The following is a 22354-nucleotide window of genomic DNA, read 5'->3' as shown; positions in this document are numbered from 1 at the left end:
AGGAAAAGTTTCGTCTCAAGGAGAAATGTGTCGTATGAATGCTGCCCCGTCTCCCTCGCTGACCCATCCGGCGTGGCATTATGCCTGCCTTGGTGTCGTCCTGCTGAGCGTCGGGTTCCTCGTCCTGCGACCGCCGACGAGTTCGGCGCTGACACCCGCGCAAGAACCGGGCCAAGAGTTGAGCCAAGAGTTGAGCCAAGAGTTGAGCCAAGAGCCGAGTCGAGAGCCGAGCCAAATCAAACGGATAGCGGCGACTCCGCAGTTGCCAGCCACCGACTATTCCCCTCAGCAACAGAGCAAGTCCCAGTCATACAGCAGACTCACCCTCGAGCAGTATACCCGCTGTCTGGCCCGTCAGTTGGGACTTGACGAGACCTTGGCCGTTGCCCTGCTGATTCAGGAAAGTGACGCCCGTGATCCGATGAAACCGGGTAGCCGGGGTAGCCGCGGACCTCTGCAAATCGGACCGGTCGCCCTCGAAGAAGTCGGCCTGTCTCCCTCGGAGCACTCCCTGCCGGTCCTGGTCTACGGTGGACTGTCCTATCTCAAAATCATGCTGACCCGTTTTGCTGATCGGTCGGCCGCCTTAGCCGCCTACAATATGGGTCCGACCATCCTGGAGGAGCGTCAATACCTGCCCTATGTGGAGACTCGGCAATACGTCCGCCAGGTTCTCCAGAGAACGGAGCAACTCCGTTCGGGCGAGACACCGTCCTATCCGGTACTGCAGCATCGGATTTCCGGATACAGTCTGGGTCCGGACTCTCTGGCAATTGTTCCGCTCCAAGCCTGTCTGGTGTCGTGAGGTACTCTCACCTGCTCCTCAGACCTGCCTTCCACGACACCGCCGACGCCAGCCTCCGGCCCGTCTCCCGCCCGTCACATCTTGACCTGTCCGCGCCGAGCGTTTAGGGGAAAGGCGAGGACAGTCCAGCACCGACCGGAGTTGCATTGTGCGCAGCAATCGGTGAGGCTGGAAGTCCGAGCTGTCCGGCGCACGAGGAGGAAACCCATGCCACACGCATCAGCCGCACATATCCACGCCCGTTTATCTCACCCGGTGATCGATTCCGATGGTCACTGGATCGAGTTTGAACCCGCGGCCATGGATTATCTGCACCAGGTCGGCGGCCAGCGCATTGTCGAGCGCTACCAGAAAGTCGCCAACCAGTTTGGCAATAAGAAGTGGGCTCAGATGTCCGGCCAGGAGCGCCGTGAGCGGCGGATGCTGCAACCCGCCTGGTGGGGGGTGCCGACCAAGAATACGCGTGACCGGGCCACGGCCATGCTGCCCAGGCTGTTGTACGAACGGATGGGCGAGCTGGGGCTGGACTTTTCGGTCATGTATCCTACCGGGGGCGCCCTGTTTGCCCCCTTTCTGCGCGACGAGGAGGTGCGCCGGGCGGCCTGCCGCGCGTTCAATATGTATACGGCCGAGCAGTTCAAGGGCCTGGAGGACCGGCTGACCCCGGCTGCGGTGATTCCCATGCACACGCCCCAGGAGGCGGTTGAAGAGCTGGAGTTTGTGGCCGCGCACTGCGGCACCAAGGCGGCCATGCTGGCCAGCCTCCAGCGCCGGCCGGTCCCGGCGGTGGCCAGACACACGCCCGAGGCCAGCCGCTACGCCCAGTGGCACGATACTCTGGGGCTGGATAGCGAGCACGACTACGACCCGGTGTGGGCCAAGTGTGTGGAACTCGGTATCCCACCCAGCTTTCATTCGGCCTCGTCGGGCATCGGGCTGCGGACCTCGATCTCCAACTTTGTGTATAACCACATCGGCCACTTTGCCGCAGCCAGCGAAGCCGTGTGCAAGTCCATCTTCATGAACGGGGTGACCCGGCGCTTTCCCCGGCTGCGTTTCTCGTTTCTGGAGGGTGGAGTCGGCTGGGCGTGCGGCCTGTACAGCGATCTGATCGGCCACTGGAGCAAGCGCAATCCCGGGGCGCTGGAGGCGGTCAATCCGGCCAACCTGAACCATGAACTCCTCGTTGACCTGATCCGGCGCTACGGTTCTGCCGGGGTGGTGGACAAGGTCGGTGAACTGCGCTCGTCCATCGGTCAGGGGCTGCTGACCGACAAACCCGAGCAGCTCGACGACTTCGCCCGGTGTCAGATCGAGCGCGCCGAGGACATTCGGGACCTGTTCGTGTCGAATTTCTATTTCGGCTGTGAGGCGGATGACCCGGTCAACGCCTGGGCGTTCAACCGTCAGGTCAATCCGTTTGGGGCGAAACTCAACGCGGTCTTCGGCTCGGACATCGGCCACTTTGACGTGCCGGACATGACCGACGTACTGGGCGAGGCCTACGAAGGGGTTGAGGACGGCGTGCTCAGCCAGGACGATTTTCGTGACTTTGTGTTTGCCAATCCGGTCCGGCTGTGGACGAGCATGAACCCCGACTTCTTTGCCGGCACGGCGATTGAGTCGCAGGTCCGCGCCTGTGTGACCCAGGACCAGGCACCGGCCTGAGGCCGCCCGGGGAGAGCGCGGTATGGGAACCGACAGCCTTTTTGAACCGAGCCAGGAACACGTCCTGCTGCGCCAAACAGTGAGAGATTTCGCCCGCGAACAGGTCGAACCCCAGGCGCTTGAATCGGACCGGCAGGAACGCTTCAACCTCGACCTGTTCCGCCAGCTGGGCAACCTGGGTCTGCTCGGTATCTCGGTACCGGAGCGCTACGGCGGGGCCGGTATGGATGCCGTGGCGGCCGTCATCGTTCACGAGGAGCTGTCGGCGGTTGATCCGGGCTTGTGTCTGGCCTATCTGGCTCACGCGATGCTGTTCGTGAACAATTTCTGCCGGAACGCCAACGACGCACAGCGCCGTCGCTATCTCGAGAAAGTCATGTCGGGCGAGTGGGTGGGCGGCATGTGCATGACCGAGCCGTCGGCCGGCACCGACGTGCTGGGCATGAAGTCTCAGGCGGTCAGGCGCGGGGACATGTACTACCTGAACGGCCGCAAGATGTTCATCACCAATGGTGCTGTGGACGACACGACGCTGGGCGATATTTTCCTGGTCTACGCCAAGACCGACCAGGGCCTGAGCTCGTTTGTGGTCGAGAAAGACTTCCCCGGCTTTTCACTCGGCCAACGCCTGCACGGCAAAACCGGGATGCGGGCTTCGATGACCGCCGAGCTGGTGTTCGAGGACTGCGCGGTGCCGGCTGAGAACCGTCTGGGCCAGGAGGGCGAGAGCCTGCTGCACATGATGCGTAACCTGGAAATCGAACGGGTCACGATCGCGGCCATGTCAACCGGGATCGCCGCACGGTGCGTCGAAGTCATGACTCGCTACGCCAGCGAACGTACCGCCTACGGCGAGCCGATCAACTCGTTTGGGCAAGTCCAGCGCTATATTGCCGATTCCTACGCCCAGTACATGGCCGCCCGCACCTATGTCTACCACACCGCGGCGCGTATGAACCTCGACTCCCCGGGCCAGCGGATCGACTCCGACGGGGTCAAGCTCGTCGCCACCACTATGGCCAAGCAGGTGGCCGACAACGCCATGCAGGTCTTGGGCGGCTACGGCTATTTCAGCGAGTATGTGGTCGAACGCCTGTGGCGCGACGCCAAGCTGCTGGAGATCGGCGGTGGGACCTTGGAGGCGCATCAGAAAAATATTACCAAAGATCTGACCCGCCGGATGGACGCGATCCGCTAGGCAAAGGGAACGATGAGGACATTCTGCTTCAACAGGCTGTCGTCGCTGACTTTGGGAGAGGGATGATGCGCAAACTCTGGGACCGGGTCATGATCGGCCTGATGGCGATAGTGATCTTTGTGTGCGGCCAAGAACTGCTGGCCTCGCCGGCGCCGTTCAGCGAGGTCCGCTGTCTGGTGGCCAGCGGTTTGGCCTGTCTGGTCATTGTGTTCAAAATACAGGCCCTGAAAAACGCCCCGGCAGACGAGTAGGCACGCCCCCGCCGCGCCGAGCGTCCAGACGATGCGTCCGACGTGGAAACAGACCGCAGGCTTCAGCCTGCTGGAACTCCTGCTGGTCGTGCTCATCATGGCCGTGGCCGCCGGCTTGGCGATGCCGATGGTCGGCCAGTGGCTGGGCCGGGGCGATCCCGAGCAGACCGCCTGGCGGCTGCGCTCGGCGCTCAGCCTGATGCGCGTGTATGCCGTCCAGCGCGCCCAGGCCCAGGTCTTTGTGGTGGATCCGAACAGCAATGCCTACCGCCACGGCGGCAAGGTGGTCGAGGTGGCGTCCCGGGACGGTGTGTTATCGGCTTCTGGCCGGTGGCGTGGCGAAGACGACGAGGTGGAGTTTCATTTTTATCCGGACGGGACAAATTCCGGAGGAGAAATTCGGATTGAGCAGGCCCGGGACGGACGAGAGAGAGGCTCCGAGCTGGTCTTTGTCGTCGCTCTCGATCCGCTTCTGGGTACGGTCAGCATCCGCCATGAACGTGAAGAGGACTAAGACGGGCATGGACAGGCCACACCACGGGGCCAGGCTGCATCACACGGCCGGCTTCACCCTGCTCGAAATCATGATCGCCCTGATGATATTGGCGGTCGGCCTCGTCACCCTTCTGGAACTCTTCGCCGGCAGCGTCCGGCTGGGCAGCAAAGCCTCGTCCCGAACCCAGGCTGCGCTGTACGGACAAAATGTGATGGATCGCACCTTTGCCCTGGACGTCCTTGAAGACGGCGAGGGCGGTGGGGAATTACCGGGCGGCTATAGCTGGCAGGTCCGGGTGCGGGAGATCTATCCCGACGCTGATGACGACCGCCCGCCTGCCGATGAGGACGGCCCGACGGATTTTCTGCATCTCAAAGAAATCGAGGTACGGATTGTGTGGCAGGAGTACCTCGAACCCAAGGTCTTTATCCTGCGCTCGCTGCGGACGGTCATCGAAGAGGACGAGGTCGGGCTGGACGGAGGGCGCGAGTCGTGAGGCCAAAGGGAATCGTGATGATCGTATTATGGGGAATGAGATCACGATTCCCTTTGTCAGGCGGGTTTACCCTGCTGGAACTGATGATCAGCCTGACCATTGTCAGCATGATCATCGTGGCGGTCTACGCCGCCTTCAACATCGGGACCGAATCCACTCGGCGGGGAACGGCGCGGGCGCTCGATAACCAGCATGCCCGGGCCGCGCTGTCGCTGCTGACCCGTCAGCTCAAGTCGGCCTATCCGCTCACCCTGCAGGACGAGGGCGAAACCTTTGTGTATTTTTTCGGCGCATCTCAGGAGCTGAGTTTCATCTCCGGAGACGGGCGAGCCGAGGCCGGCGGACTGAGCAAAATCACCTATTTCCTCAGGGAAGAGGACGGGCGGGTGGGCCTGTGGGTGCGGACCGCCGCCCCTGTGCTGCCGATCGATTTGATAGACGGGGTTGAGGGTGGTGTGGTGCAGGAAACGCAGTTGCTACCCGAGGTGGACGAACTGAACTGGGCCTATCTGGGGCGGGCTGAGACCGACGATGAGTGGGCTGAGGACGAGTGGACCGATGAGTGGGATGGCCAGGAGTATCGGCGTCTGCCCAGGGCAATCCGCTGCGCCTGGCGCGCCCAGCTCGGCCAGCTACCCCTGGAGTGGGAGTTGGAGGTTCCGATTCAGGTCCGTACCGCTCCCTCAGAGCTGTGGGCGAGCCCCCAGAGTGGAGACGGGGAGGGCCGCCGCCGTAGGCGGGGCCGCCGATGAGAAACGAGCGGGGCATCGTCCTGGTGGTTGTGCTGTGGGCGCTGATGGCGCTGATGGTGCTGGCCTTTGAGCTGTCACGCACGATGCGGGTCGAGGCGTTGACGGCGTTGACCCACGAGCAGGAAACCCGAGCCTATTATCTGGCCCAGGCCGGCTTTCATCGAGCCCTGCACGCCATTCTGCGGGCGGTCCAGCTGGGCCAGGACGCGCTCAATACTCCCGGCGCGCTCGATCCGTCTGCTCCGCTCGAGCCGGTCGAGGTGTGGCTGCGGGGGGACGGACGCTGGGTCAGGGAGACGTTTGGCGCGGGTGGCTATCGGGTCCGGGTCAGCGATGAGGGCGGCAAGATCAACATCAATACCGTTGCCGAGGACGCCCTGCGGGCGGTGTTCACCCATCTCGACTTTGAGCCCGAGTGGGGTGAGGCGCTGACCGACGCGATTCTGGACTGGCGCGATCCAGATCCCCTGGAGCGTTTGAATGGGGTCGAAAGCGACTACTATCTCAGCCTGCCGCTGCCCTATCCGGCCAAGGACGGTCCGTTTGACACCCCGGACGAACTGCTGCTGGTACGCGGGATCAGCCGCCGGCTGTACGACCGCGTTTTGACGGATGTCTTCACCGTGTACGGCGGACGACGCGGCGCCGACGGGGCGGACAAGACCAACCTGATGACAGCCGGTCCGGTAGTTTTGCAGGCGATTTTAGGCATCGGAGCCGAGGAAGCCGCCGAGCTTGTCCAGCAGCGGTCCGAGATGTCTGGACCCGACGCCTCCAGCCTGCTGGTCGCCTATGGCCAGAGTCCGGGCAGTCTGAGCCCGCCGAGCGTGATGACCATCGAGAGTGTGGGCTTTGTGGATGAGAGCGAGGTGACGCGGCGGGTAGCGGGGGTGGTCGAACGGACTGGGGCTGGCCGCTTTCGCCTCCTGCGCTGGCAGGATTGGAAAAGGGAATCGTAATTCCCTTTTGAGCCGTTCCGGGCCCGAGCCGTCCGGGGTCTAAAGCCCACCCCTCAGTCGTCTTCCAACTCGTCTTCCAGGACTTCTGCCTGCTCCTCCAGACCGACGATCAGGGCGCTCAGGGTTTCAAAGACCGTATCGAGGTCGTGGCGGAACTCGTCTGCGGCCTCGGTGCTGCCGGCAGCGACACGTTCCTCACAGTCGCGGTTGACCTCGGCCACGGCAAACTTGGCCGCCTTGAGTAAACCGATCCAATTCCCCACCACCGCCAGTGCGTCTTCCATACCGGTCTCCTTTGCGTTTGCTGTCCTGCCTGCTAAGCTGCCCAGCCTAGCACGTTGGAGCGCATTGGCGAAGATTGAGCAAAGGGTAATTGTGATGACAAAAGCTATCCAGGGGAGATGACGATTCCCTTTGGACAGGAGGGACATATGCGAGAGGTCGCCGTCGTTGGCGCGGGCATGACCCGTTTTGGGAAATATATTGATCGGAGCATGAAGGATCTGGCTCGGGAGGCCGTTGACCACGCCCTGCGCACGGCCGGTATCGAACCCCAGGCGCTGCAAGCCGCTGCGGTCGGCAACGCGGTGGCCGGCCTGATCACCGGCCAGGAGTGCATTCGCGGCCAGGTTGTGTTGCGCGAGATGGGGATCGGCGGCATTCCGGTGATTAATACCGAAAACGCGTGTGCGAGTTCGTCCACCGCGTTCCATCTGGCCTGGCTGTACGTGGCCTCGGGCATGTATGACACGGTCCTGGCGCTGGGCATGGAGAAGCTCTTCCATGCCGAAAAGCGCCGCACCTTCGAGGCCATCGGTAGCGCTATCGACCTGGAGCAGGCCGACGCGTTTGCACGCGAAATGAGCGGCGAGCAGAGTGTCGGAGCGGGCCAATCCCGCAGTGTGTTCATGGACTATTACGCCAATCTGGCCCGCCGCCACATGGACGAGTATGGGACGACCAAAGAGCACTACGCCGGGATTGCGGCCAAAAATCACACCAACGGCAGCCTCAATCCGCACGCCCAGTACCAGACGCCGCGCACGGTCGAAGAGGTCCTGGCCGCCCCGCTGATTGCCGAGCCGCTGACCCGGATGATGTGTTCGCCGATCGGCGACGGGGCGGCTGCGGTCATCGTCACCACGGCCGCCAAAGCCCGACAGCTGACGTCCACACCGGTCTTTGTCAGAGCGTCGACGCTCGGCTCGAGCCAGGAACACGACCCCCACGCGCCCGGCATTGTGGCCAAGGTGGCCAACAAAGCCTACGCCATGGCCGGACTCGGACCGGACGATCTCGACGTGGTTGAGGTGCACGACGCCACGGCGCCGGCCGAGCTGCTGGTGTACGAGGAGTTGGGGCTGTGCGAGCCGGGCCGGGGCGGTCAGCTGGTTGCCGATGGCGTCACGTCCCTGGGCGGCCGCCTGCCGGTCAACCCCAGCGGCGGCCTACTGGCAAAGGGGCATCCGGTGGGTGCCACCGGAGTCGCTCAGATCGCCGAAATCTTCTGGCAGTTGCGCGGTCAGGCCGAGCAACGCCAGGTATCCGGCGCGCGGGTGGGGCTGACCGAAAACGGCGGTGGAGTGCTGGGCGGAGAAAACGCGGCAGCCTCCATCCACATCTTTTCGGTCTGAGGGCCCGACTCACAGGGAGACGCCGGTGCCGTCCAGCCTGCCGGTGGTGTTGCTCGGCCTGCTGCAAGGCTTGACCGAGTTCCTGCCGGTCAGCAGCTCGGGCCATCTGGTGGTGGCCCAGCACAGCATCCCCGGCTTCTCTCAACCCGGCGTGCTGCTCGACGCGGCCCTCCACCTGGGTACGCTGGCTGCGGTGTGTGTCTATTTTCGGCACGACCTGTATCTCCTGGCTGTGTCGTGCGTGTCCTCCCACCATCCCCAGGCTGCAAGATCGCGGCGTCTGCTGGGGCTGCTGGCAACCGGCTCCGTCCCGACTCTGCTCATCGGTCTCAGCTTTCGTCAGCACTTTGAGGCCCTGTTCAGCGATCCGCACGCCGCCGGGCTGGCCCTGCTGGTCACCGGCGGCTTGTTGTTTACCACCGACAGGGTACGGCCGTCGGGTCGAAGCCTGGCCGAGATGCGCGTGCGCGACTCGGTGTTGATCGGACTGGCCCAGGGGCTGGCGCTTATCCCGGGTCTGTCCCGATCAGGAAGCACGATTGCGACCGGGGTCTTCCTCGGCTTGGAGCGTGAGCTGCTGGTCCGCTATTCATTTTTGCTGTCCATCCCGGCCGTTGGCGGCGCTTTTGGCCTGCAACTCGTGTCGCACTGGGAAGACGTGGTCGGCGGGATTGATGTGGCCTCGTACGCGCTCGGCAGCCTGGTCGCGGCCGGGGTCGGCTACGCCAGCATTCCGCAAGGCTCGGAGTCTGTCGCCGTTTGCCTACTACTGCTGGGCGCTGGGCTGTGCGACGCTGCTCTGGGTCGGTCAGTAGGGCGCTACTGCACGACCAGCCCGCCATCGACCGACATGGCGTGGCCGGTCACGAACGAGGCCGCGTCCGAGCACAGCCACACCACCGCCTCGGCGATTTCCTGGGGGCTGCCCATACGCCCGACCGGTTCGCTGGCCGCCATGCGTTCGGCCCGCTGCGGCTTATGGCCGGTGATGCGTCCCATCATTGGGGTATCGATGGCGCCGGGGCACACCGCATTGACCCGCAGGCCGGCCTTGGCGTATTCCAGGGCGGCGGTTTTGGTCAGGCCCAGCACACCGTGTTTGCTGGCGACATAGGCCGAGCCGCCCCGAAAGCCCAACAGGCCGGCCGCCGACGAGGTATTCACAATGGCGCCGCGGCCGTGTTTCAGCATCTCGGGGATCTCGTACTTCATGCACAACCACACCCCGGTCAGGTTGATGGCAATGACTCGCTCCCAGGCGGCCTCGTCATAGTCAACCGTCTGAGCGCCCGGCCCCTCGATGCCGGCGTTATTATGGGCGCAGTCGAGCCGCCCGTAGGCCTCAACACAGCCGGCGACAAGCGCCTCAACCTCGGCTGCACGGGACACGTCGGCGGCCACAAAGCGCGCCTCGCCTCCGGCCTCGGCAATCAGCCGCACAGTCTCCTGGCCGGCCTCGGCCACGACATCGGATACCACAACCTGCGCTCCTTCCCGGGCAAAGGTCAGGGCCGTCGCCCGGCCGATGCCCGACCCCCCGCCGGTGACCAGCGCAACCTTGGCGGTGACTAATCCTGGCATGTCCTCCTCCCTATTTCGACCGACATGGCGTGGCCGGTGACGAACGAGGCCGCGTCCGAGCACAGCCACACCACGGCTTCGGCGATTTCCTGGGGCTGGCCGGCCCGGCCAACCGGATGGATGGCGACAAAGCCTTCCATCATGCCCGGATTACCGCCCGTCAGACGCTCGACCATGGGGGTTTCGATGACCCCCGGGCACATGGCGTTGACCCGAATACCGGCCTTGGCGTATTCCAGGGCGGCGGTTTTGCTCAGGCCGACCACGCCGTGCTTGCTGGCCACATAGGCCGGCATGCCCGGAGCGCCGATCAGGCCGGCTCCCGAGGCGGTGTTGACGATGGCTCCGCCGCCCTGCTCGAGCATGGGCGGAATTTCATACTTCATGCACAACCACACCCCGGTCAGATTGACCCCAATAACGCGGTCCCAGTCCGCCTCGGCGTACTCGGCCGTATTGCTGACCGTCCCCTCAATGCCGGCATTATTATGGGCACAGTCGAGCCGGCCATAGGCGTCGAGAGTAAAGCGGACCATGGCCTCGACTTCGGCCGCCCGGGTCACGTCGGTTTTGATGCAGCGGGCCTCGCCGCCCGCTTCCTTGATGAGTCGCACCGTCTCCTTGGCCTTGTCTTCAACCACGTCGGCGACCACGACCTGCGCCCCTTCCCGGGCAAAGGTCAGTGCCGAGGCTCTGCCGATCCCGGTGCTGCCGCCGGTGACCAGCGCGACTTTTCCGCTCAGTAATCCTGCCATGCACGGTCCTCCTTAGTGGGTCTGGATATAGACACGCCGCCCGCCGCTTGGCAAGGCCGACCCCATTTCTTCCGCCACGCTGGTGGCGTATCATGGCCGGCGACGCCCGCCCGGTCCCGTCATTGCCCGAGGCCGGGAAAACACATGGCCTGAGTTCCCGCCCGTGACGGGCGCATGAAACGGATTCCATGTCACGCTGGTTTGTGTTGGCCCTTGCCGCCGCCATCATGTTTGCCGACTCGGTCGGCTATACCCTGATTATTCCCATGCTGCCGTCTATGGCTCGGGAGTTGGGGCTGACCGAAACCTGGGCCGGCATCTTTTACGCCTCGTATGGCCTGATCTCCCTGCTGCTGTATCTGCCCTTTGGCTATGTGGTTGATCGGGTCGGAGAGCGCCTGTGGCTGACGGCCGGAATGCTGGCGCTGGGCCTGACTGCGGTAGCGTTTTCGATGGCGTCGAGCTTTTGGCCCCTGCTGCTGTGTCGGCTGGCCCAGGGGGCGGCCGCCTCGGCAACCTGGGCGGCGACCCTGCCGCTGGCCGCCCGTCTGGCGGATAAAGACCAGCGCGGGCTGGAAATGAGCATCGTGCCCATCGCCTTCAGTCTGGGAGCGATTGGCGGGCCGGCGCTGGGCAGTTTTGGTCAGGCCCGCGAGCCGTTCATGTATTTTGCCGTCCTGCCTTTTGTCCTGGCCGTTCTGGCCTTTTTTGTCATTCCGGACCGGATGGCGGCGACCGAATCCCCAGCCGAGCATGACCCGCCCCTCTCGCTGGCGTCCCTGCGCCAGCTCTTGTCGTCCCGTCTGACCAGTGCCTGTCTGGTCATTCTGGTAAGCTGCGCGGCGCTGGGCGCGATTGAGATGCTGCTTCCGCTCCAGCTGGCCCAGATCGGCTGGTCGCGCCAGGAGATCGGGGTGTTGTTTGCAGCCTGGGGCGCTGCAGCCCTGATTTGCCAACCCCTGATCGGCGCCTGGTCAGACCGCCGCGGACGCCAGGAACCGATGATCCTGGGTCTGCTCGCGTCCGCTGTCTTGATTCCGAGCCTGTTTTTGACCCTGGAGTCGCAGGCGCTCCTCGTCCTGGCCTTGGCTGTGATCATCGCCCTGTCGGCCGCCCTGGCTCCGTCCATGCCGCTGATTGCCGATGGGCTGAGCCACGGCCAGGCCGGCAAGGCGTTTGGTTTCTACAACGTTGCCTTCAGCATCGGCATTGTCCTCGGCCCCTGGCTGGGCGGCTATGTCACCGAGCAGATCCACGTCTTTGGGGCGGCGCTTGTGCTGGCCGTTCCGCTCGGGCTGACGGCCTGTGCCCTGCCGCGCTTTCTGGCTTCGGTGCCCCTCAGTCCGTCGTAATCGTCCGAAGGAAGAGGATTAATGCGCTGCCCCCAGTGTGGAACCCACAATCGCTCGGCGGCCAGGTTTTGCGATCAGTGTGGCACCGCCCTGACGCCCGTGTCCGGGATGGCTCGCCCGGCGGCTGAGCGGCGTCAGCTGACCGTCCTGTTCTGCGATGTGGTGGGGTCCACCCGCCTGGCCGAGCAACTGGACCCCGAAGAGCTGCGCGATGTCATCCGCAGCTATCAGGAGCTGTGTGCAGAGGTGGTGGCCGGCTTTGCCGGCTATATCGCCCAATACCTGGGCGATGGGCTGCTGGTCTATTTCGGTCATCCGGTCGCTCATGAGGACGACGCGATCCAGGCCGTGCGGGCCGGCCTGCGCATCGTCGGGGCGGTCCAGGATTCGCCCCTGCTCAGGCAGGCCGCCCGACCGTTGCGGGTGCGGGTCGGCATTCATACCGGTCAGGTGGTGGTCGGGGAAATGGGCGGTGCCGGGCGACACGAGCGGCTGGCGCTGGGCGAGACCCCCAAAATCTGGCCCGTCCCGATACGGTCGTCATCAGCGGGGCGACGGCCCGTCTGGTTGAGGGGCTGTGTGAGTGGCGGGCGCTCGGCGAGCGTCCGCTGCGCGGCCTGTCCAAGCCGATAGCGGTGTATCAAGTCCTGCGTGAGAGCGGCGCGCGGGATCGCTTTCGGGCTGCGGTCCGCCGCGGCCTGTCGCCCATGGTCGGCCGCCAGGAGACCCTGGCGGCATTGCTCGACAGTTGGCGTAAGGCCAGGAACGCCTCCGGCCAGGTTGTGCTGCTGAGCGGAGAGCCCGGCATCGGGAAATCCCGTCATCCCGACCGAGGGCGGCACCGAACTCGAATTTCGCTGTTCGGACCACTTCCAGCACAGCGCCTTCTACCCCCAGATCGAGTATTTCCAGCGCCAGATCCAGACCGGGCCGGAGGAACGGCCTGCCGACAGGCTCCTCCGGCTGGAAACCCTGCTGGCCGATCACCCCTTTGGCCGCCAGGAAGTCGTCCCGCTGCTGGCAGCCCTGCTGTCTATCCCGCTGGACGAGCGCTATACGGCCTGGCAGGGAAGCCCCCAGCGCCAGAAGCAGCGCACCCAGCAGGCCATTGTCGCCGGACTGCTGCAACAGGCCGCTAGAGGCCCGCTGCTGGTCGTGTGGGAAGATATCCAGTGGGCCGACCCTTCGACCCTGGATCTGCTCCAAGTCCTGATTGACCGGGTTGCCGGCGCCCGTCTGCTGGTCGTCCTGACCTTTCGGTCTGATTTTACGCCGGCCTGGACTATGCGCCCGCACATGAAACAGCTCAGCCTGGGCCGTCTCGAACGCCAACAGGCGGCCCAGCTGATCGCCGAGTTGGCCGGCGATCGGGGCCTGCCACATGCCCTCGTCGCACAGATTCTGGATAAGACCGACGGCATTCCGCTGTTCATTGAAGAACTGACCACGATGGTGCTGGACGCCGAATCATCCTCTTTGTCCGCGTCTCAGACGCCTGACCTGGCCATTCCGGCCACCCTGCACGACCTGCTGATGGCCCGCCTCGACCAGCTCGGCCCGGCCAAAGAGGTCGCCCAGCTCGGTGCCGCCCTGGGCCGTGCTTTTCCCCACGAGGTGATGCGGGCCGTATGGTCGCTCGACGACCAGTCCTTGCAGCACGGTCTGGAGCGACTGGCGGTCGCCGAGATCATCTCCCGCCGGGGAGAGCCGTCGCACCCCCGCTGGGTCTTCAAACACGCCCTGATTCAGGACGCGGCCTATCAGTCCCTGCTCAAAAGCCAGCGCCTCGAACTGCACGCCCATATTGCCCGCGTCCTGGAGAAACGTTTTCCTGAGACGGCCGAAACCCAGCCCGAGCTGATTGCCCACCACTATACCCAGGCGGGTCTGCAGCAAGCGGCGCTCGACTACTGGAAACGTGCCGGTCAACGTGCGTTTGAACGCTCGGCCTATGTCGAAGCGGTCGAACACCTGGGCCAGGGCTTGGCCCTGCTCAAATCCCTGCCCGAGGGAGCCGAGCGAGCCGAACACGAGCTGGATTTCCACACCACGCGTGGACCCGGCCTGATTGCCACCAAGGGCTATGCCGACCCGGAGGTCAAAGACACCTACGTCCGGGCCCAAGAACTGGGCCACCAGGTTGGTCAGCCGTCCCGCGCGTTTTCCGCCCTGCGCGGGCTGTGGATGGTCCATGAGATGCGGGGCGAACTCCACACCGCCCGGGAACTCGGCGAACAGCTGCTGTCGATGACCTCCAGTCTGCCCGATCCGGCCTCGCTGATCGAAGTCCACCGGGCGTGCGGCAACACCTTGTTCTGGCTGGGTGAGTTCGGCCTGGCCCGCGAGCATCTCGAACACGCGATTGCCCTCTACCAGCCCGATACCCACCGTAGCCTGGCCTTTCGCTACGGTTCCGATCCCAAGGTGGTGTGTCTGTTTTACAACGCCTTGACTGTGTGGGCGCTCGGCTATCCCGACCAGGCTCTGCGCCAGTGCCAGCAAGCCCTGGACGCCGCCCACGGCCTCCCCCACAGCCTCGCCGCAGCCCACAATTGGCTGGCCATGTTGCACCAGATGCGGGGCGACCTGTCGGCCAGCCACGCCACGGCTGCGGCCGCAGTGGCCATGTCCCAGAAACACGGCTTTCCCCACTGGTTGGCGATGGGTCGGATGCTGCAGGGCTGGGCTACGGCAATGCAGACGCCGGCCGGTGACGGCTTGGCGCAGCTGGAAGACGGACTGGCCGCCTGGCAGGCGACCGGCTCAGAGTTGCTGCGTCCGTATTTTCTGTCTCTGGTGGCCGAGGTGCAGGACAAAACGGGCCGGGTGGACGCCGCCCTGCACAGCCTCGACCAAGCCTTGCAGGCCGTCGAAGAGCACGGGGAGCGCTTCTATGAGGCCGAGCTACACCGGCGCAGGGGCGAGTGCCTGCTCGCGCGCGAAGACCACACGGGCACCCCTCGCCAGACGTCCGCCGCTGAGGTGTGTTTTCAGCGGGCGACCGAGACGGCCCGGAGACAGCGGGCCAAGTCTTTGGAGCTACGGGCGGCCATGAGCCTGGGCCGGCTGTGGCAGACCCAGAACAAAACGGCTGAGGCACGGCAGCTGCTCGCGGAGGTGTCCGGGTGGTTTGCCCCCGGGCTGGACACCGCGGATTTGCAGCAGGCCAGAATGCTCCTGGGGGGCTGGGCCGAGAGATAGACCGGCGCGACTCAATCCTACGAAGCCGGTCCGTGCGATGTCGTCTCCTCTGACCCGACTGCGAGGCTGCTGCCCCGTCCCGGGACGGGTAAGCGTGTGCTGTTCATCTTACATACAGAGTAAATGTAGGTATGTGTATTGTCCTATAACTCCAGACGCGTTAAGAGTTTGCAAGAATGTCAGGAGAGGAGAGAGGGAATCATGAAATATTGTATCGGTTTGCTGGCCTTGGTCATCGTAGGGAGCTTCTTGCCGGGGACGGCCTTTACCTCGGGCTCTATTACGACGGCCGGCGGCATCAGCCCCCGGGACGCCTACACCCAGGGCAAGGCTCTCACCTTCAAAAAGCTCGTCTGTTCCTCGTGTCCCATCCAGCGCGGGGAGTTGGATCGGACCCGCGCCCAGAGCCTCAAGAACAGCCTCGAAGCCCGGGATGCGGACGCCAAGCCGGGCACGCCCGACGATGAGCATATCCAGGTCTTATGTCCGGGGAGTCAGGGCGCCGACTGCGCGGGCAGGCCGGATGAACAGGAACTCGTCCACTACTACCTGACCCGGCGCTACCAGCTGTGAGCCCCGCGCCGTCCGCTCACCCGGCCGCCCAGGGCCTGTGACATCCCTATACACCCGGAGGAAGACATCCATGCAGCGATTGTACGCATTCATCTTTGCCGTGGCCGCTCCGGTCATAGCGCTCACCGTCTCACCCGCCTTCTCGGGCGGCTCGCCGTGGCTGCCGGCTCCGGGCAGCGGCGACATCAGTCTGTCTTACACCTACCAGACTGCGGACGAATTTTATCGCAACACCACAAAAGTCCCGACGCCGGGCAATGTCGGCGAAGAACTCGTCCAGCACACGACGTATCTGGAGGTACGCTACGGCTTGTTGGACCAGCTGGCCCTGGATGGGCGCATCGGCTACGCGCAGGGCCACTATGGCTTTGACCCTTCACGCGGCAACGGCGCGATCAGCGACAAGAGTCCCGACGGTCTGGCCGATGTGAACCTGGGCCTCACCTATCGCCTCCTCGACGAGACGATCACCGAGAACCCGCTGCTGCCCAGTCTGGCTATACGCATCGGCGGGATCATTGCTGGCGACTACGAAAGCGGTGACATCAATTCGATCGGTGACGGCGGTGACGGCTTTGAGGTCTCGGGGCTGGCCGGCAAGTTCTTCGGAGATATGTCTGCCGTCTCCTCGGAATTTGGCTACCGAACCCGGACCGACGGGATCCCGGACAATCTCTTTTTGAATTTGTCGGGTGGGATCATCCTGTTTGATCGCCTGGGACTGAACATCAGCTACCAGCGCGTTGACACTCCGTGGTCCAGCTTCGACATTGGCGACCCTGGCTTCTCTCCGGTCACCGGGGTCTTTCCCGAACTCAAAGAGGAGATGGAACTCATCGGCGGTGGGTTCCATCTCGCCATCACGGACACCATTAACCTCGGGTTCCAGTACGCGACGGTCATCGAGGGGCGGAATACCGCAGCGTCCGACGTGTTCAGCGTGTCGCTCGGCTACGCGTTTGACACCTACGCGTTCTGAGTATGGCGATCCCTCAGGGTGTGTTCAGGTTCCAGTCGTATTCGTAGTCTATCGATCCGCTGAAGGTCTTGAGGCGCGCAGCGAGTGCTTCCTCGGCATACTGCATGAGATGGTCGATGACCGTTTTTTCGGTGCCGCCGAAGTCCTCCACATACCACTCGTAGATACTCGATATCAGCAGGAAGTCGTCGTCCACGAAGCTTACGCCTCGGGGATGGTTGATATAGGCGCGCGCACCGGCCTCAAGCAGTGCCTCGGTATTGGCCGCGGTATACACCGTCGGGGATAAATTCGGACAGCCGTGGCTGGCGCAGTTGACGGCGTAATGAATGCGCGGATCGCGCCAGATGGGGCGCAGGATGCCGTGCTCGATATTGTTCAGGGTCAGCGGCATGCCCGCGACCTCGGCGTGTACGTCGTCCCAGGGACCGAGCGGCAACCAGCCCTGGTAAATGTCGCGGATGGAGTCCACCGGATAGGCGTCCACCACGACCCGCACGGTGAGCGCGTTGTAGAAGTTGATCCAGTAGGCCTGTTGTTCCTGGCGGGAGTAGTGCCGCGGGTCGAGTTCCTGCAGCGAGGTCAGATAGTCGGCCAGCCTGGCGGCGTCCTCGGCGTTGGCCTTGAGCGCGGCGTAATCGAAGCGATTGATGCCCGACGGATGGCTGGTGAGATAGGTGTCCAGGATGCTTTGCCACGCGCTGTGATCAATAGCCGCGGCGTTGGTTTCGACGCTCGCCTCCCAGGTTGACAGCAGTTCCGAGCCGGGGGCGGCCTTGGCAACGCCGGCCAGCAGCGCGACGCCGAGCAGTCCCAGCATGATCCGGTCCCTGGCACGGGCGAGGCTCTTCTTGATCTGGACAAACCGCATAAGCATTTCTCCTTGCGCAGGGTCGCGTCTGTAGTCTAGCGGACGGCGCCGTGCAGACGGGCTCCGAACAACGGCCAGGTCAGCGCCAGCAGGATCAGACCGAACTCCACAAGCCGCACCCAGGTCGGCTGTTGATAGGCTTGCAGGCTGTAGTCGTTCATGTTGAGCCCGGTCATATATGACAGCAGGACGGCCACGGAGGCTGTCCACGCCCACGCGCTTGGAAAGACCGTGGCAAAGGGTAACAGCCAGAGCAGGTACCATGGATTGATAACGGGCGACACCACGAGCAACACGCCGTACAGCCAGTCGCCCCGCGGGATGCCGCGCGCGTCGTTTCGACAATACTGCCAATAGTACCAACCCCAGAACCCCCCGTACACTATCCCCAGCACGAGCCTGGTCTCGAATGCGGGCACGGCGAGTGTCACCAGCCCGAAGACGGCCGAGTTGAACTCCCACTCGCGGGCAAAGACCAGCAGGGATTCCAGGTCTGTCCCACCGCTCAGGGCGAACGGGGCATACAGCCCGGCCAGCACGGCCGCGAACAGCGCCCAGTGCCGGGCGCTGGCCCTGACCAGCACGAACGGGGCCAGGACCAGGGCGAATATCTTCGCCCCGACAGCCAGCCCCAGACACACGGCCGCAGCGTGCCAGTAGCACGACCGGACGAGCACGATTGCGGCCAGCAGCAGACACACGCCGATACCGTCCGGGTGGGCGGTAAAGGCGACCTCCTTGATGACTAAGGGACACCAGGCGTACAGCAGGACGTTCCTGGCCGGCGCCAGGCGCAGCAGCAGTCCTATGCTGGCCAGATCGACAAGAATCAGGAGCGCCTGCAAGCCTGCAACGCTGGCCGGCCACAGCCAGTAGTTCAACAGGAAGGCGAGCTGCATTGTCGGACCGTAAATGGTCGGCAGTTCGGGGTGGTTGATGTGGTCCAGCACCGCGCGGAAGGCGTGGGGAACGCCCGGATCGACAAAAAACGCTTCGGGTGGGCTGCCGTACGGGCTGCCGGTCGTGGCAAAACGGTAGCCGTCCCACAGGTAGCGGTAGAAGTCGTCCTCGAAGAACGGTCCGCCGATCAAGCCGCAGAGCCTGAACACGATCGCCCACACCAGCAGCCGGCCGACAGGAAAAGACTCCTCACGGCTGCGGAAGTACAGGAACAGGCCGAAGACCGGCAGACCGCTCCAGATGACGAGGACGCCGAAGGCGGGCAGCTGCGGTTCGCCGGGTTGCCGGGCCAGAACGGCCAGGACCGCGTAGCCCAGGGCGCACCACAGTCCGACCGCGTCCACAAGCTGCGGCTTTCTCCCTGCACCCGTGTCCATTATGTTCCATCCTGAGCGTTCAAGTCTTCCGTCAGGTCGCGGGACTGTCAAGCTGGAACGTGGCCCTGTGGTTCTTGGCTTTTCGGCCAAAACGTGGCAAGACGCTGAGAAGACCGGCACCGCTTTTCGGAGGCTGGCAAAAGGAGGGCGCATGGAATTCGGCGTTGTGCTTCCCCACATCGGCGCGTTTGCCCGCGAGCAGGTGGTCGAGCGGATTCAGGCCGTGGCCCAGCGGGCGGATACGCTGGGCTATCACTCGGTCTGGGTTGGCGACCACGTCGTGTTTCCGGCCCAGCTCCAGTCCAAGTATCCGTATCACCCCGAGGGCAGGTTCCCGGTTGACAGCAACGATAACTTTCTCGATCCCCTGACCGTCCTGAGCTATGTCGCGGCCTGTACCACGACCGTCCGGCTGGGTACCGGGGTGCTGATTGTGCCGTACCGGAATCCGGTCGTGACGGCCAAGATGGTGGCCAGCATGGATGTCTTGTCGCACGGACGGGTGATACTCGGCGGTGGCTCGGGCTGGCTGCGAGAGGAATTTGAGGTGCTCCACGCGCCCTACCGTCAGCGTGGGGATCAGACCGATGAATACTTGCAGGTTATGAAAGCGCTGTGGACCCAGGACCAGGCCCACTTTGATGGACGCTACGAGAAATTCTCCGACATTGTGTGCGCGCCCAAACCCGTCCAGAAGCCGCATCCGCCGATCTGGATCGGCGGCCACAGCCAGCGCGCCCTGCGGCGCACCGCCACGCTCGGCGACGGCTGGTATGGGCACGTGTTCTGGCGTGACCCGGACGCCTTTGCCGGGGATATTGCGGCCATCAAACGGCTGGCCGAGCAGGCCGGCCGCGACCCCGACTCGCTGACCTATGCCGCCCTGTCGTACGAACGCAGCTTCGAGGACGTGCTGGCCGCCCTGCCGCGCTATGAGGCCGGCGGTCTGGACCACGTTGTCCTGGCCTTCTTTGCCTGGACCGATCAGTTTGACGAGGTGCTGAGGCTGATGGAACGCTTTGCCGGGGAAGTCGGACTCACACCCAGATAGGGAACGGAGGGGAACAGCATGGACATGCAACAACATCACAGCCCGGGTGAGCAGCACTGGATCGAGATAGCCGGCCGCATGGCCGACGATTTTGCGTTGCGCGCCGCCCAGCACGACGAAGAGCGCTCCTTCAGCTGCGCGAGACGGGCTACTCGATCATGACCATTCCGACCGAGCTGGGGGGAGGTGGGGTGAGTCTGCTGGAGCGGATCAAGGCCCAGGAACGCCTGGCTCAGGGCTGTGGTCCGACCGCCCTGGCGATCAATATGCATTTCAACATTCTCGGCGTAGTGACCGACGTGTGGCGCACGACCAAAGACGCGCGGGCCGAAGCCCTGCTGCGCCAGATCGCGGCCAACCGCTGGATTGTCGGCGGCTCGGGCTCGGAGGCCAATAATGCGGTCACCGTGTTGCGGCCCAGGGCCACGGCCGAACCGATGGACGGCGGCTGGAAGGTCAGCGGCAAGAAGATCTTCAGCACCCAGAGCATTGCCTTGGATCGCTACTTTTCCGAGGCCACCTGGGGACCGAGCGACAATCCCAAAGAGGGCAAGATCATTTCGTTTCTGATTCCCCGCGACACCCCCGGCCTGTTGATGAAAGACGACTGGAATACGATGGGCATGCGGGCGACCGAGTCGCGCAGCACCGAACTCCAGGACGCCTTTATCCCGGACGACGCGATTTTTCTGGAGCGGCCGGTCTTCACCCGGGGCGGCGTCCTGAGCCTGTTTCTCAAAGCCCCGTTTTCCATGGGCGGGGTATATATCGGCATTGCGGTGGCGGCGCGTAATTTTGTGGTCGAGTTCATGCGCGACCGCCCGCGCTTTCCGCACAAGCAGCCAATGAGCCATCTGCCCAGCGTGTATAACAAGGTCGGCGAAATGGACGTCCTGATTGAGGGCGCGCGGGCGGCGATGTGGAAAGCCGGGGCCGAGGTCGAACACGAGGACATCCGCATGTGGGGCCGCAAAAGCGTGGCCGCCCGGATGATCGCCATTGAAAACTCGGTCCGCGTGGTCGATCTGGCCATGCGCACGGTCGGCGGCATCTCCTACTACAAACGGCTACCCCTGGAGCGCTATTTCCGTGACGTGCGGGCCGGCCTGTTTCACCCGGTCGACGCCGACGACACGCTCGAGCTGCTAGGCGACGAGGCGACCTGGGGTTAAGAGACAGGCCGCGCGCCAGTGAACCCTAGCCGTCGCCACAGGCGTTCCAGGCTGGGCACGGCCAGCCAGCCGCGCCGGACGTCGCAGCTGGCAATCTGATGCCAGCCCGGACGGCTGTCGAGCAGGCGGACCAGCGCCGGCCGCTGCCCACACTGCCATCCGTGCTTTCCGGCGAGAGGGGATGCGCCTACAGGAAGTCGAGAATAGTCCAACTGCCATCGACGTTCTCGGCGGCAAACGCGCTGATTTCGAGAATGTCGTCGATTTTGTTCAGCGCCTTTTGGAACGCCTCACGATCATCAAAACACGCCTCGATGTCCTCATCACCGACGAGAGGCACATCCACCTCGGCCTCGATACACCCGCGTCCGCTGTCCTCCACAAAAAAAGTAAAGTCAATCTCGCCAACGGGCAGGTCGAGAGAGCCACGGCACTTCGCTCCCGGCTGTACCGTTAAGTCAACAACGCACTCCCCAAGATCAACAAGGGGGAAGCGATCAATGGTCCAACTCCCATCCTCATTCCTGATGACAGTAACCCCGATCCGCCCCAGCACGTCCGGCAGGCGGGCCGAATAGCAATAGTCGAGTGCAGGAATGCCACTGATACTGATGCACCCCCGGCCCTCCGCCTCAACCGCAAAAGTAAAGCCGGTGCTGACCGCACCCAGGCGGGAGGTCTCAAGCTCAAGAGAGATGGTGCCACGGCACGTCTCTCCCGGATTCATCGTGAGCGTCGCTCGGCATACCGGTTCCCGCGAGTCCGCTTCCAGATGCTGCGTTCGTGGTCTCACCGGCCTGCGGAAAGTCCGGGACACTGACCTGGGTGTGTGCTCCTGTCAGGAACTCCGTCCCGAAGGTTGTCACCGAGAACGTACTCCGGGCAAACTCCTGGCCATGGTCGTAGGCGACGACGGTGTGTTCTCCATCGCCCAAGGTCCCCCAGTTCGCGTAGCTGAAAAATCCATTCTTCCCGTCATTGTCACAGCGCCCACGGGTATCTTCACGGGACAACCCATACGTCGCGGGAAAAGGGGCTCCCCCGTCGAGTGTGATGGTGATGTCCCCCTCGGCCTCACACTTCCAGCCCGCGATCATCCCGACGCCCGACACGGTGGTCCCGTTGCCGGGAATCTCAAGGACACCGGTGAGTTGGGCGTGCGCCAGAGACGGCACCAAGACCGTGAGCCCAAGGCAAAGGCGAAGCAGGAAAGACATCAGTAT

The 22354-nt window shown here is 63.9% G+C and carries 24 protein-coding genes; 18 read left to right on the top strand and 6 right to left on the bottom strand.

Annotation, left to right across the window (positions count from 1 at the left end; genetic code table 11):
- The first annotated feature begins 34 nt into the window (after nucleotides 1-34).
- The 8 genes from J4F42_16700 to J4F42_16665 all read left to right on the top strand — a co-directional run bounded on the left by J4F42_16700 (nucleotide 35) and on the right by J4F42_16665 (nucleotide 6625).
- Nucleotides 35-805 (top strand): lytic transglycosylase domain-containing protein, encoded by a 771-nt coding sequence (locus J4F42_16700; protein MCE2487157.1) that lies wholly within the window; start codon nucleotides 35-37, stop codon nucleotides 803-805.
- A gap of 207 nt (nucleotides 806-1012) precedes the next feature.
- Nucleotides 1013-2473 carry an amidohydrolase family protein gene (locus tag J4F42_16695; protein ID MCE2487156.1) on the top strand — a complete coding sequence of 487 codons (1461 nt, stop codon included), beginning with the start codon at nucleotides 1013-1015 and terminating at the stop codon, nucleotides 2471-2473.
- A 22-nt stretch (nucleotides 2474-2495) separates the two neighbouring features.
- Entirely contained in the window at nucleotides 2496-3671 is a 1176-nt protein-coding gene (locus tag J4F42_16690) for an acyl-CoA dehydrogenase family protein (protein ID MCE2487155.1), read from the top strand.
- A gap of 65 nt (nucleotides 3672-3736) precedes the next feature.
- Complete coding sequence (locus J4F42_16685) at nucleotides 3737-3922, top strand: hypothetical protein (GenBank protein MCE2487154.1); 186 nt, start codon at nucleotides 3737-3739, stop codon at nucleotides 3920-3922.
- Nucleotides 3923-3953: 31 nt separating this feature from the next.
- Nucleotides 3954-4436 (top strand): prepilin-type N-terminal cleavage/methylation domain-containing protein, encoded by a 483-nt coding sequence (locus J4F42_16680; GenBank protein MCE2487153.1) that lies wholly within the window; start codon nucleotides 3954-3956, stop codon nucleotides 4434-4436.
- A gap of 7 nt (nucleotides 4437-4443) precedes the next feature.
- Nucleotides 4444-4914: a prepilin-type N-terminal cleavage/methylation domain-containing protein gene (locus J4F42_16675; GenBank protein ID MCE2487152.1), complete on the top strand. Its 471-nt coding sequence runs from the start codon at nucleotides 4444-4446 to the stop codon at nucleotides 4912-4914.
- A 53-nt stretch (nucleotides 4915-4967) separates the two neighbouring features.
- A complete protein-coding gene (locus J4F42_16670; GenBank protein ID MCE2487151.1) occupies nucleotides 4968-5666 on the top strand; it encodes a prepilin-type N-terminal cleavage/methylation domain-containing protein in 699 nt (232 codons plus the stop codon).
- Nucleotides 5663-6625: a general secretion pathway protein GspK gene (locus J4F42_16665; GenBank protein ID MCE2487150.1), complete on the top strand. Its 963-nt coding sequence runs from the start codon at nucleotides 5663-5665 to the stop codon at nucleotides 6623-6625. Before J4F42_16670 ends, J4F42_16665 begins: the two co-directional genes overlap by 4 nt.
- A 53-nt stretch (nucleotides 6626-6678) precedes the next feature.
- Here J4F42_16665 and J4F42_16660 read toward each other — a convergent pair whose 3' ends face one another.
- On the bottom strand, nucleotides 6679-6909 hold the full coding sequence (locus tag J4F42_16660; protein ID MCE2487149.1) for a hypothetical protein: 231 nt from the start codon (nucleotides 6907-6909) through the stop codon (nucleotides 6679-6681).
- 147 nt (nucleotides 6910-7056) lie between these two features.
- Here J4F42_16660 and J4F42_16655 point away from each other — a divergent pair, with 147 nt between their 5' ends.
- Both J4F42_16655 and J4F42_16650 read left to right on the top strand, forming a co-directional pair.
- Entirely contained in the window at nucleotides 7057-8259 is a 1203-nt protein-coding gene (locus J4F42_16655; protein ID MCE2487148.1) for a thiolase family protein, read from the top strand.
- 25 nt (nucleotides 8260-8284) lie between these two features.
- Nucleotides 8285-9373, top strand: a complete 1089-nt coding sequence (locus J4F42_16650) for an undecaprenyl-diphosphate phosphatase (GenBank protein MCE2487147.1) — start codon at nucleotides 8285-8287, stop codon at nucleotides 9371-9373.
- A gap of 454 nt (nucleotides 9374-9827) precedes the next feature.
- Here the strand turns inward: J4F42_16650 and J4F42_16645 are convergent, their stop codons facing one another.
- The gene (locus J4F42_16645) at nucleotides 9828-10595 is read right to left on the bottom strand and encodes an SDR family oxidoreductase (GenBank protein ID MCE2487146.1); all 768 of its coding nucleotides are present in this window, start codon (nucleotides 10593-10595) and stop codon (nucleotides 9828-9830) included.
- 188 nt (nucleotides 10596-10783) lie between these two features.
- On the opposite strand from J4F42_16645, the gene J4F42_16640 reads away from it, so the two are divergent.
- The 5 genes from J4F42_16640 (at nucleotide 10784) to J4F42_16620 (ending at nucleotide 16700) form a co-directional block, all read left to right on the top strand.
- Nucleotides 10784-11947 carry an MFS transporter gene (locus J4F42_16640; protein ID MCE2487145.1) on the top strand — a complete coding sequence of 388 codons (1164 nt, stop codon included), beginning with the start codon at nucleotides 10784-10786 and terminating at the stop codon, nucleotides 11945-11947.
- Nucleotides 11948-11968: 21 nt separating this feature from the next.
- Nucleotides 11969-12580, top strand: a complete 612-nt coding sequence (locus J4F42_16635) for a zinc ribbon domain-containing protein (protein ID MCE2487144.1) — start codon at nucleotides 11969-11971, stop codon at nucleotides 12578-12580.
- 522 nt (nucleotides 12581-13102) lie between these two features.
- Nucleotides 13103-15148 (top strand): hypothetical protein, encoded by a 2046-nt coding sequence (locus tag J4F42_16630; protein MCE2487143.1) that lies wholly within the window; start codon nucleotides 13103-13105, stop codon nucleotides 15146-15148.
- Between the two features lie 201 nt (nucleotides 15149-15349).
- Complete coding sequence (locus J4F42_16625) at nucleotides 15350-15721, top strand: hypothetical protein (protein MCE2487142.1); 372 nt, start codon at nucleotides 15350-15352, stop codon at nucleotides 15719-15721.
- A 70-nt stretch (nucleotides 15722-15791) separates the two neighbouring features.
- A complete protein-coding gene (locus J4F42_16620) occupies nucleotides 15792-16700 on the top strand; it encodes a hypothetical protein (protein MCE2487141.1) in 909 nt (302 codons plus the stop codon).
- Between the two features lie 13 nt (nucleotides 16701-16713).
- Here the strand turns inward: J4F42_16620 and J4F42_16615 are convergent, their stop codons facing one another.
- Complete coding sequence (locus tag J4F42_16615) at nucleotides 16714-17571, bottom strand: DUF547 domain-containing protein (protein ID MCE2487140.1); 858 nt, start codon at nucleotides 17569-17571, stop codon at nucleotides 16714-16716.
- Between the two features lie 35 nt (nucleotides 17572-17606).
- The gene (locus J4F42_16610; protein ID MCE2487139.1) at nucleotides 17607-18908 is read right to left on the bottom strand and encodes a hypothetical protein; all 1302 of its coding nucleotides are present in this window, start codon (nucleotides 18906-18908) and stop codon (nucleotides 17607-17609) included.
- A 151-nt stretch (nucleotides 18909-19059) separates the two neighbouring features.
- Here J4F42_16610 and J4F42_16605 point away from each other — a divergent pair, with 151 nt between their 5' ends.
- Genes J4F42_16605 through J4F42_16595 form a run of 3 tightly spaced genes read left to right on the top strand, consistent with a single transcriptional unit; the run spans nucleotide 19060 to nucleotide 21131 of the window.
- Nucleotides 19060-19959, top strand: a complete 900-nt coding sequence (locus J4F42_16605) for an LLM class F420-dependent oxidoreductase (protein MCE2487138.1) — start codon at nucleotides 19060-19062, stop codon at nucleotides 19957-19959.
- An 18-nt stretch (nucleotides 19960-19977) separates the two neighbouring features.
- The gene (locus J4F42_16600) at nucleotides 19978-20121 is read left to right on the top strand and encodes a hypothetical protein (protein ID MCE2487137.1); all 144 of its coding nucleotides are present in this window, start codon (nucleotides 19978-19980) and stop codon (nucleotides 20119-20121) included.
- Nucleotides 20118-21131, top strand: coding sequence for an acyl-CoA/acyl-ACP dehydrogenase (locus J4F42_16595; GenBank protein MCE2487136.1), 1014 nt, complete (start codon nucleotides 20118-20120; stop codon nucleotides 21129-21131). Before J4F42_16600 ends, J4F42_16595 begins: the two co-directional genes overlap by 4 nt.
- A 187-nt stretch (nucleotides 21132-21318) precedes the next feature.
- Here J4F42_16595 and J4F42_16590 read toward each other — a convergent pair whose 3' ends face one another.
- Together J4F42_16590 and J4F42_16585 are read right to left on the bottom strand one after the other, a co-directional pair.
- Nucleotides 21319-21858, bottom strand: a complete 540-nt coding sequence (locus tag J4F42_16590; protein ID MCE2487135.1) for a hypothetical protein — start codon at nucleotides 21856-21858, stop codon at nucleotides 21319-21321.
- The gene (locus J4F42_16585; protein MCE2487134.1) at nucleotides 21818-22348 is read right to left on the bottom strand and encodes a hypothetical protein; all 531 of its coding nucleotides are present in this window, start codon (nucleotides 22346-22348) and stop codon (nucleotides 21818-21820) included. Before J4F42_16585 ends, J4F42_16590 begins: the two co-directional genes overlap by 41 nt.
- Between the last annotated feature and the right edge of the window lie 6 nt (nucleotides 22349-22354).

It is taken from the genome of Desulfurellaceae bacterium (genome assembly GCA_021296095.1).
GTDB lineage: Bacteria > Desulfobacterota > Binatia > Bin18 > Bin18 > JAAXHF01.
Note: the sequence above shows the minus strand (reverse complement) of the source record. Positions and strands in the feature narration are given on the sequence as shown.